The following is a 13,859-nucleotide window of genomic DNA, read 5'->3' on the forward strand; positions in this document are numbered from 1 at the left end:
GAATCATGGATCATCTATTCGAAGGTTTTCTTGATAAAAACAATGAATCATACAACGTCCGTTTGTTAAGTAAAGAGCATATGAGCCAATTACAGCAGCTACAGGAGCTAGTGGTGGATACATTGACGGAAAAAAAGAATTTACAGCCCCTGACATATGAGGAATTGGACTATATATTAACCGGAAATGGACTGATGATCGGAGCATTTACAGAGAAGGGATTAATCGCATTCCGCGCCTTGTTGATCCCCCCTATTGATGACGAGCATCTGGGGCTTGATGTAGGACTCGAAGCAGAGGAACTGCCACGGGTCATCTATCAGGAAATTTCGAATGTACACCCGGATTACCGAGGCAACCGGCTCCAGCAAACACTGGCTCATTTAATCATGCAGGAACTGGGAAAGCAGGATCAAAGGTTCACCTATGTGGCGTGCACGGTCGCGCCCTTTAATATTCCCAGTTTGAAAGATAAGTTCAAGCAGGGAATGGAGATAGCTGCCCTTAAGATCAAATACGTCGATCAATTGCGCTATATATTCATTAAACGACTTGATGGAGAGGGCAGTGGAGGAGAGATTTCCGAGATTGCCAGAGTTCCGATGGGAGATGTCGAGGGCCAGCAGGCATTATTGAAAGAAGGATGGCGCGGCATTTCCTTGGAGGAAGATGATGGTGGGTACAGGGTGTTGTATGTGAAAAGAGGATAGGGCAGTGCATTCAAAAGTAAGTAGTTCAGTTTTGTGAAGAAACATACATTTACATACCTTTTAGCACATTCACAAAATCCAAAGTAGAAAAATCTTCATTGAGATAGGATTCAGCTAAAGGGGCTCTAATGTAATAAGAACAACACATCCAAACCAAAAAGCTTAAGATGCCCAAGACTTTTTGGCTTTAATAGTAAAGTATAGAATCAGTCATACTGATTCAATACCTTCTGCAATGTCTCTTTTATACATGAAATTAATTCAACAGGCTCCTTAATAACCGCCTGTTCCCCGAACCCGATAAAATAGTTTGCGTAAAAGTTCAAGTCATGTGTTGCGATGGTTCCTTTTATATACCCGGAACCATCTTTTCTTTTGGATATATGTATATCCGTCCAATTCACAGTTCTGTATTTTTCCACTCCGGCTTTTGTTAGTTCCACATGTAGCTTCAACGTTTCACTGTTGCGGTGCAGAATGGAGAATCGGTTTTTCAAGTCAATAGTCGAGAGGTCAATCGGAACATTCACTTTGTCACGTTTGAGCGATTTGATCCGGTCACATCTGAACACCCGATAATCTTGTCTCAGGAAGCAATAGGCTGGGCAATACCACTTTCCATCGTTGGCGTAGATGCCAATGGGCTGAATGCTTCTTACACTTGTCTTTTCCCCGGTTTCGTAATCCATGATCAGGACTTCCTGATGGATGGAGGCATCTAAGAGCCGTCTAAGAGACGGAATCTCTTCCTGTTGAGGGGCAGAAACAAAATCCACTCGATTGTACATTTGATCAATGGCATCCCGGATATCGCCTGAGAGGTTGAGGTAGAACTTCTTTTTGATGGAAGCGTACTCAATGTCAAAGGGGAGGGACAGGTAATGCCTTAAGGCGTGAATGGCAAAGAAGATGGAAATGGCTTCGTCTTCACTGAAGACCATTGGCGGAAGAATTCGTTCATTCAATACCTGATATCCTCCATGTGGACCCGTTTCAGAGTATAATGGTACGCCCATTTCACTTAATTCCTGTAAATCTCTCAGAATCGTTCGTTTCGAAACATCGAATTCTTGTGCCAGTTCCCCAACGGTAAACCGTTTTTTGCGATTCACCAACATGATCATTTCATTTAATCGTTTAGCTCGGGACATATATTCCTCCAATATCCATAACAGTGACATAAATTGTCACCATTGTACTATATAATCACGATTAGAGAAAGATTCTTTATCAAATGGAGGAATGTCATATGTATGTAACCATTTCGGACTTCATAAAAGAGTGGAACAAGGAAGCTGCCATGACCCAAAGTGTATTAGAAGGATTGAGTGATGAGTCCTTAAAACAACAGGTTTATCCGGAAGGACGGAACTTGGGAAGGATTGCTTGGCATTTAATCATAAACATTCCTGAATACTTGACTGAATTCGGATTAAAAATGGAAGGGAGAAATGAAGAACCAGTGCCAACCACTGCGAAAGAACTGGCAGATGCGTTTAAAGAGATCAGTGCTGCGGCTGCCAGAGCACTTGAAGTGCAATGGACAGATGAATCCTTGAGTCACCATCAAATGGCTTTCGGTAGACAGGAAACAAATGCTGAAAACCTGATGGGATTGATCAAGCATATTGTCCATCACCGTGGACAAATCACCGTACTTATGAGACAGGCAGGTTTGAAACCGTTCGGAGTGTATGGTCCGCCAAAAGAAGACTGGGCTCAGTTTGGCGTTGAACATCCACCTTTATAATGCGTTTGATGGTAAAAAGCAGAACCTTTTTTAATAAAGGCTTCCGTTTTGAGGTGCTTTTCGAATAAATGACATTGAAACTGACTTATGAATTGGCATAGGTCAGTTTCTTATTATATCAAGCTTCATTAGGTTTTTAACGAAAAAATGGCAAGTCAAATGAATACACTTTTATTCTGGACAACAGCAATTGCCCTTTCGAAAAAGTGCCATAATGAGAGTCAGAGTCTATTACCTGACCGTTTTGTCTGTCACAGATAACTTCATAAACTGTTAAATCGGCAGTCTACCCTGTGGTAAAATAAGGATAGAGAAAGATAGCGAATATTCCATTAAAGGGCAGTTTATGAAAGTTTTACCATATAATTTAATTGAGAGGAGGATAATATGAAGAAAATTTTCATTTAGCAGGACTGTCGTACCAAGTGAAGGATGGCCACTCTTATGTTTGGATAAAAACGGATCTGGATAAACCGCTTCCCCAAGAGCAGATCGTTGAAATTGAAAAAGCCGTACAAGACTATTTGGCTTTACCAGAAATTCAGGAGAAAATACACGATGATGAGTATACGATTGAATTTTTATTGAAGAATGGGAAGTCGTTTGTGGAGATAACAAATCAATAGTTGTTTCAAATTTAAAGCTGTGGGATAAAATTAAGGGTTCCGTTTTCAGGCTAGCATCAGAGCTGATAAATAGACGGAAAGATTCCGCTTAATTACTTATTTCTATTAAAAAAGGCTGAAATAGAAGGAAGTATTCCGCCTATTTACCTAAAAATACAAAAATGGTTGGATTTTTCTGTGCATAAGCGGAAATCCTCCGCCTATTGATCCCAAAAACAAGGTCCGAGCTGCTTATAACCGGAACGTCTCCGCTTATAAGCTCGGCCAATTTACTACGGCTGGTTCTACTTTAAATATATTTTTGGTTTGAGACAAGAGGGGAGTGGAAGATTCCACGAACATCCTCCCCACTAAATACAGCATTGCTATCATAAAATAATTAGTGTACGATAAAAAGAAATTTTAACGAACGAATCATGATGGAAAGTATAGAAGGGACACTCACAAAGCGAGCGGTATGATTTTTCATAATAGGCAGATTCGTTTTGTAAGGGGTCCCTTTTTGTTTAAGGAGGAAGCCGGGCATGGCACATTACATAAATGAATTGACAGACTTCTTCTGGCAGCACGACATCTATTTCCGGATTGTGGTGAGTGCGGTGTTGGGGTTCATCATCGGATGGGACCGGTCATCGAAGAATAAGCCGGCCGGTTTGAAAACCTATACGTACGTTTCGGTGGCATGTACGTTGATCACGATCGTCTCGATCGAAGGTGCCGATATGCTCAGTGAACCGGATAGCGGAAAGATGATGGATCCACTCCGTCTCGCTGCCCAGATCGTCTCAGGGCTTGGGTTCTTGGGTGCAGGGGTGATCCTGAAAGATGGACTGCGGGTGAAAGGGCTCACGTCGGCTGCGATGATTTTCTATGTCGGGGGTATCGGAATCGGCATCGGAGCAGGGTTTTATTCGATTGTCATCTTCGCCACACTTGTCACCTTCATCATGACGAGGATTGGTAACTTCTTTGAAGAACGGGAGATCAAGGCGATGAGTCTGCCGAAGCTGAGGAAGAAAAGTGATGAGAAAGAGGATTGAATACAGGGTGGGAACTGATCATCAGTTCCCGCTTTTTATTTTGTTGTAAATAACAAGAATTCCATTGCCAAGTTTTAGTTAATGTTGTATTATTATGAATAATCAGACATATATATTAGACAGGTTTTAGTCTAAGGGTAGAGATGAGGAGAATCCCTGTGACCAATAAAATGCATGCCACATTTTTGTGCTGCAGTTTATTGTTCATGGGTTTTTTTATGAAAAAAAAGGGGAGGAAATGACATGAAGATCAGGCTTTTATCATTCGTTTTAGTGTTGATGGTTGTGTTTGCCGGATGCAGCAGCAGTGATACCGCTGGAGGTGAAACGACTGAAATTGATTTCTGGTTCCCGGTAGCGGTTGGCGGGGATGTAGCGAAGATCGTGGATGGGTTTGTGGCGGATTTCGAGAAAGAGAATCCCGACATCAAGGTGAATGCGAAATACGGAGGCAGTTATGCCGAGACAATGACCCAGGTAATGGCATCGGCCCAGGCAGGAAATTCACCGGAGCTTGCCGTATTATTCTCCATCGACCTTTTTACGTTGCTTGAGAATGACTTGATCGAGGAATTGACGCCGATGTTTAAAGAAGATTACTTGAATGATTTCTATGATGGATTCATGGCGAACTCTTCCATTGGTGATAAAGTGTACAGCTTGCCGTTCCAGCGCAGTACGATCGTCCTTTACTACAATAAGGACGCATTCAAAGAAGCCGGACTTGATCCGGAAGCTCCACCTGAAAATTGGGATCAGCTAGTGGAATACGGGAAGAAGCTGACGAAGAATGGCGGTAAGGACCAGTGGGGTCTTGAGATTCCGAGTACGGGCTATCAGTACTGGATGTTCCAGGCGTTGGCTCTTCAAACTGAGAAGAATATCATGTCCCAGGATGGGAAAGAAGTGTATTTCAATGCCCCATATGCAAAAGAAGCAATGGACTTCTGGTTATCCCTTGGGAAAGAACATAAAATCATGCCGGAGGGTGTCATTGAATGGGCGACGGTTCCTTCTGACTTCCTGAGTGGGAAAACGGCGATGATGTACCATACGACAGGTAACCTGACGAATGTGAAGAACAATGCAGATTTTGATTTCGGCGTATCATTCCTGCCGGCGAACGAGCAATACGGTTCTCCTACAGGAGGCGGAAACATCTACTTGTTCAAAGACCTGCCAAAAGCAAACAAGGAAGCGGCCGTCAAGTTCATGAAGTTCCTGACCGAACCTGAGAGGGTAGCTCAGTGGTCCATCGATACAGGATATGTAGCCACCACCGAATCTGCTTATGAGACAGACTTGTTGAAGAAGTATGTAGAGGAGTTCCCTCCTGCATTGGTTGCACGTGAGCAGCTTGAGTATGCAGAAAGTGAACTGGCAACCTATCAAAATGGTGAGGTGCAGAAAATCTTCAATGATCATATTCAATCGATCTTAACGGGTCAAAGCCCCGTTGATGAAGGATTGGACAACGCACAGAAGAAAGCAGAGAAAGTGTTGGAGCCATTTCAGTAAAGGACAAAGGTGACGCATTGAATGAAGTGGAGCTCAAGTGGACAGTTCGCTGACCTTGAGCTCCTTTCACAAGAAAGGTGGGACTGATAGATGACAACGAAGCATAGAAAATTCAGTTCCCGGGCCAGGAATAATCTGTTCGCCTACGGGTTGCTGTTACCTTCTTTCATCTTCTTAACATTGTTTACGTTTTATCCGACGCTCAAGTCGATTCAGCTAAGCTTTTACAGCGGTCCGATGACGAGGCTCCAATTTTCCGGATTGGAACAGTATAAGGAAGTCTTCGGAGATGAAATATTCAGGAAGGTCATCCTGAACAACATCCTCTTCATGATCGGCACTGTGCCCACGAGTTTGTTCCTGGCGATGTATCTAGCCATCTGGTTGAACAAGAAGATGGCGGGAAGCGCTTTGCTCCATACATCCTTTTTCTATCCAACGATTGTTCCGCTCATCGCGGTAGCGAATATTTGGCTTTTCATCTACACGCCTCAGTATGGATTGCTCGATAACTTTCTTCATACGTTCGGCCGTGGGGATACGAACTGGTTGGGGGATCCGGGTACCGTCATGGCGGCGATGATTGTCATGATCATCTGGAAGGACGCGGGTTTCTTTATGATCTTCTATCTGGCAGGTTTGCAGAATTTACCTCGAGACGTGTACGAAGCGGCTGAGATGGAAGGGGCGAAACCATTCCAGATGTTCCGCCATATCACGTTCCCACTGCTGATGCCAACGACGCTGTTCGTCATGATCGTGGCGATTACGAATTCATTTAAAAACGTCGACCACCTGTACATAATGACCAAAGGTGGACCGGATAATGCCAGTAATCTATTACTCTATCATATTTACGAAGCGGCGTTCACGAACTGGGATCTTGGCAAAGCCGCTGTGCTGACCGTGATTCTGATCGTCATCATGCTCGGTATCACCGCATTCAACTATCTATACCTTGACCGGAAAATCCATTATTAGGAGGGGAAGCAACGATGAAAAAATTGAACTATGGCATCATTATTGTTCTAGGGATTCTTTCATTCATCCCCCTGCTTTGGGTGATCATCACTTCTTTCTCCCCGGGGAATCAAGTGATTAATGGAGGCTTTCCGTTCTGGGTTTCAAATCCAACGTTTGAGAACTACATTCAAGCGTGGGAGACGGCACCATTTTTGCAATACTACTTTAATACATTTGTGATCGTGTTTGGCGTGTTGATCGTTCAGATCGTCACGGTTACCCTTGCAGCCTATGCGTTTGCACGGGTGAATTTTACAGGGAAGAATGTGCTGTTCATCTTGTTTCTGCTTCAGCTGATGATCCAGCCTGAAATCCTGCTGTTCCCTAACTATCAGGTCATCAGCCAGCTGGGACTCGTGAATACCAAGCTAGCCGTCATGATGCCGTATTGGGCTTCGGCATTCGGGGTCTTCCTGATGCGCCAGACGTTCAAGCAGGTCCCGTACGATTTGGATGAGGCGTCAAGAATGGACGGATGTAAATGGTATCAAACCCTGTGGCACGTCTATATTCCATCTGCGAAACCGACCTATATTGCCTTTGCCCTTGTATCGGTGAGCCACCATTGGAGCAACTTCATGTGGCCGTTGATCATCACGGATTCCGTGGAGTCCAGGCCATTGACCGTCGGACTCGCACTCTTTGCACAATCCTATGAAACAGGGGCACAGTGGGGGATGGTTGCCGCAGGTACGGTCATGGTCATTCTGCCATTGGTGATTGCCTTCTTTCTTTTTCAAAAACAATTCGTATCGAGCTTTATGCACTCAGGAATTAAATAGGAGGGAAACTGATGGACATTCATTTTTTAGGAACGGGGAGTGCGTATCCGGGTTCGGAACGCGACAATACATCCATCTGCTTCTCGAATAATGATTATCATGTGCTGGTCGATGTCAGCGGCAATCCTTGCAGAAAGCTGAAGCAGCTGCAGGTGGATTTGAGGGAACTTAATGCAGTCGTGTTCACTCATTTTCATATTGATCATATTTACGGGTTGCCATCTTTGCTATGGGGGATGTGGCTTGAGGACAGGAGAAAGCCTTTAAGGATTCTATGTGATGACCGGAATGAGAAGAAGCTTCAGGAATGGCTCTCGACGATGGAAGCCGATCAATGGCCGATCGCCTTTGCGATTGAGATCGAGACCTTTGATGGAGACCGGGAAAAGGAACTTTTGTCTGGAGGGGGAATGTCGTTTTCCTGCTTTAAGGCATTACATTCTGTACCTACTGTAGGGCTTGAAGTACGATGTGCCGGACGGGTACTCGTATATTCGAGCGATTCGGAAATAAATGCACGGATTGGTGAGTATGACCATATAGATGTGTTAATCCATGAAGCCACATCTGCCCACAAAGTGGCAGGCAATCACAGCAGTCTTGTTGAAATTGTTGAAAAGTATGACGTGGATAGAATCGGGAAAATCGTTCTTGTCCACTTATCCGACGGGGAACCGTATGAAGAAGAGGTGGAGAAGCTCGGAACATCAAAGGTCATCATCGGCGAAGACTTGATGACACAACATATGTAAATGAAGAGGTACAAGGATAAAGATGAGGAGATTCCTTGGGTATGACGAAAAATCCAATTGTTCAATTGGAGAAATCGTCATGCTCAAGGAATTTTTTATTGTAATAAGAGAGAGTAACTTGAATGTGAGAATTGGCCAGCTCCAGCGCCTAGCCCCTCGAGACATTTCGGTCCGACCATTGAAGTTAAAGAACGACTTCACTGATCGGCCCTCCAATGCTTGTCGGGGCTAAACAAGGCGCTTGCGCTTTTCTAATTATTGAGGGGGTACAGATGAAGACTTTAAAGGGGTATATTTTCGACTTGGATGGGACCGTGTATCTTGGTAAGCAATTGATAGAGGGAGCAGACACCACCATCAATGCCCTTCTCAATGAAGGGAAAAAGGTGCTGTTCCTGACTAATAAGACCATTGAATCCCGTCAGCGTTATGTGGAAAAGCTGCACAGATTCAATATACAGGCAAACCTTGAGAACATTTTGAATCCCACGGTTACGTTGATTGACTATTTACGGGAACATCATCCCCAAGCGACGTTGTATGTGATTGGTGAGCAGCCTATCAAGGATGAGCTGACACTTGCGGGATTCAGGGAAGGAATGACACCTGACGAGGTTGATATCGTCGTGCTTTCATGGGACCGGGATTTTCATTATGACCATTTGAATTTTGCCTACCAGTCTATCAAGCTCGGTGCAAAGATGATTGCGACCAATCCAGACAGAACCTGTCCAATAGAGATGGGCGATGTGCCGGACTGTGCGGGGATGATCGGGGCTGTGGAAGCCGTTGTAGGAAGAAAGATTGATGTCCAGATTGGAAAGCCATCCATCCTGACCATCAAAGCAGCACTGAAGATATTACAGCTGGAGCCGGAAGAATGCGTTATGATCGGTGATCGCCTGGAGACGGATATCCGGATGGGGATTGAAGCCGGGATGAGAACGGCCCTTGTGCTGAGCGGGATTACAACGGAGGAGGATTTGAGGGGGACGGTTTGGACGCCGGATTATGTGTTGGGGTCGGTTGGGGAAATTAAGTTGAAAAAATAAGCTCAAGTACACGAAGAAAGAATGGAATGAGTATGGAATCAAAATGATTTCATACTCACTCCATCATTTACGATAAGAATTGCTTATATTTGAGTGATGAAGCAAATGAAAACAGCAATTTAATAGTATCTTTTATGTTAGTGAAAAACGCAGATGGCAATTGAATATAAAATTTGCTAAAGCAAATTCATTCGATTGGAGCTGAAAAGACATAGACTGGTTTGTATATGGATTTCCAGGGTTTAAATCATATACTATAGATGATTTTAAAAAAAGCAACGGATATTATCTGTTGCTTTTGGAAAATGTATATTTTATTGGACTATTTTATCAAGGCCTATAAGTTTCCGGAATCATCCGACATTGGTGGGAAAATATCATTCGCTGCCTCATTAGAGTGGATGGCATTTACACCAGTGAGTATACCTAAAATAAGAACAGCTACCATTACTAGTTTTTTAATCATTATTCATTCCTCCATATTATTTAATAAGTTTATTAAGATACTTATTCGAAAGTGAGTAATACTTTGATGATTTCTTGAATTTTCCACTTTGGTAATATTGGTCTCCGATGTAAGTCAGATACTCGGATATTAGATGAAAGAAGTTCTCTTCCTCAAACATCGGAAGGATTTCCTGTATCATTTTCTTATCCAGGGTTTCTAAGTCATTGTTGTAGATATCTTCAAGCATTTCATATTCTTTTAACACAATCCTGCTGATGTTTTCTGATGAAATAGAAAGAGAACGACCTTGATTGAAGGCTTTCCTTGCTTCTTCCATTTTCCCCTCTTTGTAGAATTCCTTACTGAGTGACAGATAAGTTGTGCAATGACCCTCATTTGTTCCTTGATAGGCTAAGCTGGAACGGAAATGTTCAATAGCCAGGGGTGAGTTCTGGAAATAGGAGTAGAGAGTACCAAGATTATGCTCGATCGTATGTAGAATATGATGGTCGCTCGTAATTTTAGATAATTCCCTGGCTTTTTTATATTCTTTTAAGGCTTCTTTAAAGAGTCTGCTCCTTTTATAAAGAATTCCCAAGAGGATATGGTCTTTCACACAATCCTTGAAATGATAAAGTGATTGTGAGATTTTCAGTGATTTACTGGTATAAGCTATGCTCTGTTGATTCTTGTTAAGCTTTCCAGTCGTCAAGCCTAAAGAATAATAGAGCTTTGCTTGTTCTTTCTGGCTGACGTCGATAAATTCCGAGTATTTCTTAGCTGCTTCAAAATGCTCAAGTGAAGTTTCGTAATCTTCCATCTTATAATAGAAGATCCCCTGGAAATTTTCAAAGTGAAAGAGTAAGGGATAAGTCATGACGTATTTCGACTGGTGTAAACCCTTAATAGTTGCTTCTACTTCATCGAATGATTCTTGCTCCATAAAGAACTTGATGGAAAAGATGGTGAATTTAATATGAAGGATGTCACTTTTGGTTAATGAAAGTTCCTTTAACAGTCTAGAATATTCAGTTCGATTCTCATCCATATTCTCTTTGCTGATAGCAGAAAACCAATCATCTATTTTATTAGAAAGCATCTGATCAAAACCGCGGTCTTGATGATCGATTCCAAGCCTTTTTAATAAACTTGATTCTACCTCTTTACTTGGTTTAAGGATATCATTCTCAACTTTAGATAAATAAGATATAGAACAAATTCCTTTTGACAGTTCGGATTGTTTAATCTTTTTTATGGATCGAATGTACTTGATTCGCTGACCTAAAGTGAGATTTTCTATAATAGTCCCCCTCCTTTATATTCACCCTTCTGACAAATTCAAATAAATAATAACAAAATTCTCAAATTAGTCAAATTTATACAAGGAGGTATGTGTAGAGAATTGGTCATACATCCACACATTTATTTCATTTTTCTTCAAAAACTTGAAATAGAAGCGACATAATTCTTCACAATTTGTACGAGAAAGGCTTTAGAGGTCAAATTTTTGAATAAATCTCTTGCAATCTATAAAGAATTCAGGCAATTTATTGTTTTCTCGTTAAACTAATCGTCGGAAAATGTAACTTAAAACATAATAAAAACCCGTTTTATGGTAAATACATTCGTTGATAATGGTCATAAAGTCCTTGGTTTTGGTAGTTAAGATGGAAAAGCGCTGCAATTACAGGATGGAAGTCAACTTTTTGAAAAAAAATAATATCGTAATCTCTTGCTATACTTGGAATTGTTATAGTGGTGGAAAACAAAAAGGAGGAAATTGGGAGATGAAAATGAAAAAGAAAATCGTTGGTACGATCGGTGGATTAGCTATGGCAGGAGCTATGATGTTAGGAGGAACTGGAGGAACTGCGTTCGCCTTTTCCGACTCTGTTACAGACCCTATTAGTCAGCTTAGCGGAAACGAAATTCAATCGAATATCTGGATGAGTGCGACTGCATTCTATGAAACTCAACGTTATCAGGTTAGTGCAAAGTTCTTAGGATATAATCCTCCGAATGCGGATTGGATCAAAACAGCGTGGACATTGAAAGCGAATGGATTGGGAGTAAGTATCGGTGGAGTAAGCGGTGGAACGGCCAGTGGAAATTCACTATCCGGTACATGGACGAATACAAATAATTGGATTTCTGATTATTCTGGATCTTACAATATTTCAGGAGTTCCAATTAGTGGATCAGGTTCAAACACTGCTAGTTTCTTAGCAAAAGGTGTTAAACAGGGAGCAACGGCATCAATTTTCCGATTCTATTAATATCGTTACCCCTCTGCATAACAGCCTAAACCAAAATCATTATATCATATTTAGTTTAATGTCCATACTATAACAATAGAAGTAAATGCTTTAGAAAGCATTTACTTCTATTTCTTCATTATTTATCTTCCGATTTATTATGAAACTTAAGAAAATGTATATATATGCTTCTTTATTCGTCATCTTATTATCCGTTGTTTTCTACCGCTCATGGGGTAATGAACCTAAGGCATTGAGCAAAGAAATGGAAAGTTCATTGAACGAACAGATGAACTCGATTAAGCGTGTCGTTCAAACGGATATCATCACTAATTCGAGATCTTATCTGACTTTTCCTGTGGAGGATTCTAAGGATGAGTTCACAACATTCTATACATATAAGGCGATGGAATATTTCGATATCCATCCCAATGAGCAAATATGTACACAATACGCAAATAAAATGGGAAAGAGTGACTTTATCAAGAATCAGGAAGAATTTTTCACAGGAATCGAACGGATGTATCATGCCAGTATGCTTATGGATGGATGTAAAAAAACCAGGTCGGATATCCAGTCGAAGAAATCCATTCAAGATTTATATGATCGTTCCTATTTTGATGAAGGATATTTTCTCTCTGATGAGTTTAAAGACTACCGGAACAAGGAAGGGTACGAAGATGTAAAGCTAACACAAACACAAATGATGCTTAAACTGGGAAAAAAGTGGGATATTCATACAGATAAACGAAACGATAGAATAAAAGCATGGCTCGATCAATTTATCGAAAAGGAGACTGATCCCCTTTATATACGTAAATATATGGATTCAGTAGAATTATTGGGATTTAATCCAAATAAAGAAATTCTTCAACAGCTAGTCTATACCTCTATTATTCAGAAAGATCATTATGAATTTCTTGACTTGTTGTCCATTGAAAGTCTGGCTTATATGCATCAAAAAGGCTGGATTACCTTATCGAGGGATGAGATTAAACTGATTATGCAGAGATTATCCTTCGTAAATAATCAATTTAGTGATATTCAGCAGGAGTACTATACGCTATCTATTTATGATCATTTTAATCAGTTAGATGTTTATCCGCATAAGGAGGCAATGACCAGTCAATTTAATCGTTTGGTCTATCCAGATGGCATGTTACCGTTAATCTCGAAAACTTCTAATCCTTACAGTCCTTACTACAGCATGCTGATTGCCCTTGATGATGGTGAGGAAAGTGTTGCGTCCATACAGTTGAAGAAAAGAGTATCATCTCTTTTGAAAGACGCTTCATTAAAGGAATTGATGAAGATGGATCCATTTGAGGTATTAAGTTACATCCATCTACAAAAAGAGATAAACTCTTCATTTGGCGATACAGAGTTTGGAAAGAGATTGGGAGAAAAGATTAAGGAGAGTCTTTCAAACCAACTGAATGCCGGAAATATCATCAAGAATAGCTATTACATTTACTCTCTCTCGTTATTAGATGCTCCTATCAAAAAAAATGAACTGCCCAAGAATGTTGATGCGGCATTGAAGAAGTTGGCGAAGGGCCAAACAAAATTGTTCACAAATTCCACTGATTTCTCAAATCTACTACTTATTAATAGTTTGCTGGAATCTGGTATTTACAAAGATGAGCTTGAAGAGGTTATTCCATATGTAAAGAAGATTCAAATTGACCTATCAAGTCAGGTATCCGCATATGAGTTATATTACAAAACAGTATTCTTAGAAAAAATGGGGGAAGAGCCTGACGTGGAAGAAGTAGGGGAGAAATTGATGGAACTCCATAGTGGAAGTGGCTACAAGCTGAACAACAAGCAGAAATATGAAAACTTCTATGCAACCATTTTTCTAAACCAATTAAATCAACGCATTCTAGGAGAGTGACATATT

General features: G+C 41.2%; 14 protein-coding genes. 11 read left to right on the forward strand and 3 right to left on the reverse strand.

Annotated elements, in window-relative coordinates:
* Positions 1–5 precede the first annotated feature (5 nt).
* Positions 6–710, forward strand: a complete 705-nt coding sequence (locus NQ095_RS07675; protein ID WP_258262903.1) for a GNAT family N-acetyltransferase — start codon at positions 6–8, stop codon at positions 708–710.
* Between the two features lie 206 nt (positions 711–916).
* Here NQ095_RS07675 and NQ095_RS07680 read toward each other — a convergent pair whose 3' ends face one another.
* Complete coding sequence (locus NQ095_RS07680; protein WP_258262904.1) at positions 917–1,861, reverse strand: helix-turn-helix transcriptional regulator; 945 nt, start codon at positions 1,859–1,861, stop codon at positions 917–919.
* 98 nt (positions 1,862–1,959) lie between these two features.
* Between NQ095_RS07680 and NQ095_RS07685 the strand changes: the two genes are divergently transcribed.
* From NQ095_RS07685 to NQ095_RS07720, 8 genes are all read left to right on the forward strand, one after another.
* Complete coding sequence (locus tag NQ095_RS07685) at positions 1,960–2,460, forward strand: DinB family protein (protein WP_258262905.1); 501 nt, start codon at positions 1,960–1,962, stop codon at positions 2,458–2,460.
* 425 nt (positions 2,461–2,885) lie between these two features.
* Entirely contained in the window at positions 2,886–3,086 is a 201-nt protein-coding gene (locus tag NQ095_RS07690; RefSeq protein ID WP_258262906.1) for a hypothetical protein, read from the forward strand.
* A 524-nt stretch (positions 3,087–3,610) separates the two neighbouring features.
* Positions 3,611–4,126, forward strand: coding sequence for an MgtC/SapB family protein (locus NQ095_RS07695; RefSeq protein WP_258262907.1), 516 nt, complete (start codon positions 3,611–3,613; stop codon positions 4,124–4,126).
* Positions 4,127–4,369: 243 nt separating this feature from the next.
* Positions 4,370–5,644: an ABC transporter substrate-binding protein gene (locus NQ095_RS07700; protein WP_258262908.1), complete on the forward strand. Its 1,275-nt coding sequence runs from the start codon at positions 4,370–4,372 to the stop codon at positions 5,642–5,644.
* Positions 5,645–5,734: 90 nt separating this feature from the next.
* Positions 5,735–6,625 (forward strand): carbohydrate ABC transporter permease, encoded by an 891-nt coding sequence (locus tag NQ095_RS07705; RefSeq protein WP_258262909.1) that lies wholly within the window; start codon positions 5,735–5,737, stop codon positions 6,623–6,625.
* Between the two features lie 14 nt (positions 6,626–6,639).
* Positions 6,640–7,449 (forward strand): carbohydrate ABC transporter permease, encoded by an 810-nt coding sequence (locus NQ095_RS07710; protein ID WP_258262910.1) that lies wholly within the window; start codon positions 6,640–6,642, stop codon positions 7,447–7,449.
* 11 nt (positions 7,450–7,460) lie between these two features.
* Positions 7,461–8,201 carry an MBL fold metallo-hydrolase gene (locus NQ095_RS07715; RefSeq protein ID WP_258262911.1) on the forward strand — a complete coding sequence of 247 codons (741 nt, stop codon included), beginning with the start codon at positions 7,461–7,463 and terminating at the stop codon, positions 8,199–8,201.
* A gap of 272 nt (positions 8,202–8,473) precedes the next feature.
* Positions 8,474–9,253, forward strand: a complete 780-nt coding sequence (locus NQ095_RS07720) for an HAD-IIA family hydrolase (RefSeq protein WP_258262912.1) — start codon at positions 8,474–8,476, stop codon at positions 9,251–9,253.
* A gap of 337 nt (positions 9,254–9,590) precedes the next feature.
* Here the strand turns inward: NQ095_RS07720 and NQ095_RS07725 are convergent, their stop codons facing one another.
* Both NQ095_RS07725 and NQ095_RS07730 read right to left on the reverse strand, forming a co-directional pair.
* Entirely contained in the window at positions 9,591–9,719 is a 129-nt protein-coding gene (locus NQ095_RS07725) for a hypothetical protein (RefSeq protein ID WP_258262913.1), read from the reverse strand.
* 16 nt (positions 9,720–9,735) lie between these two features.
* Entirely contained in the window at positions 9,736–10,749 is a 1,014-nt protein-coding gene (locus NQ095_RS07730) for a tetratricopeptide repeat protein (protein WP_258262914.1), read from the reverse strand.
* Positions 10,750–11,407: 658 nt separating this feature from the next.
* Here NQ095_RS07730 and NQ095_RS07735 point away from each other — a divergent pair.
* Positions 11,408–11,977 (forward strand): hypothetical protein, encoded by a 570-nt coding sequence (locus NQ095_RS07735; protein WP_258262915.1) that lies wholly within the window; start codon positions 11,408–11,410, stop codon positions 11,975–11,977.
* A 139-nt stretch (positions 11,978–12,116) separates the two neighbouring features.
* Entirely contained in the window at positions 12,117–13,853 is a 1,737-nt protein-coding gene (locus NQ095_RS07740) for a hypothetical protein (protein ID WP_258262916.1), read from the forward strand.
* The last annotated feature ends 6 nt before the right edge of the window (positions 13,854–13,859 follow it).

The sequence above is a fragment of the Rossellomorea sp. SC111 genome, from assembly GCF_024733565.1.
GTDB lineage: Bacteria > Bacillota > Bacilli > Bacillales > Bacillaceae_B > Rossellomorea.

Excerpts from the sequence above, each read along its gene's own strand:
- NQ095_RS07675 (WP_258262903.1), top strand. The coding sequence starts at position 6 with ATGGATCATCTATTCGAAGGTTTTCTTGATAAAAACAATGAATCATAC.
- NQ095_RS07680 (WP_258262904.1), bottom strand. The coding sequence starts at position 1,861 with ATGTCCCGAGCTAAACGATTAAATGAAATGATCATGTTGGTGAATCGC.
- NQ095_RS07685 (WP_258262905.1), top strand. The coding sequence starts at position 1,960 with ATGTATGTAACCATTTCGGACTTCATAAAAGAGTGGAACAAGGAAGCT.
- NQ095_RS07695 (WP_258262907.1), top strand. The coding sequence starts at position 3,611 with ATGGCACATTACATAAATGAATTGACAGACTTCTTCTGGCAGCACGAC.
- NQ095_RS07700 (WP_258262908.1), top strand. The coding sequence starts at position 4,370 with ATGAAGATCAGGCTTTTATCATTCGTTTTAGTGTTGATGGTTGTGTTT.
- NQ095_RS07705 (WP_258262909.1), top strand. The coding sequence starts at position 5,735 with ATGACAACGAAGCATAGAAAATTCAGTTCCCGGGCCAGGAATAATCTG.
- NQ095_RS07710 (WP_258262910.1), top strand. The coding sequence starts at position 6,640 with ATGAAAAAATTGAACTATGGCATCATTATTGTTCTAGGGATTCTTTCA.
- NQ095_RS07715 (WP_258262911.1), top strand. The coding sequence starts at position 7,461 with ATGGACATTCATTTTTTAGGAACGGGGAGTGCGTATCCGGGTTCGGAA.
- NQ095_RS07720 (WP_258262912.1), top strand. The coding sequence starts at position 8,474 with ATGAAGACTTTAAAGGGGTATATTTTCGACTTGGATGGGACCGTGTAT.
- NQ095_RS07725 (WP_258262913.1), bottom strand. The coding sequence starts at position 9,719 with ATGATTAAAAAACTAGTAATGGTAGCTGTTCTTATTTTAGGTATACTC.
- NQ095_RS07730 (WP_258262914.1), bottom strand. The coding sequence starts at position 10,749 with ATGGATGAGAATCGAACTGAATATTCTAGACTGTTAAAGGAACTTTCA.
- NQ095_RS07740 (WP_258262916.1), top strand. The coding sequence starts at position 12,117 with ATGAAACTTAAGAAAATGTATATATATGCTTCTTTATTCGTCATCTTA.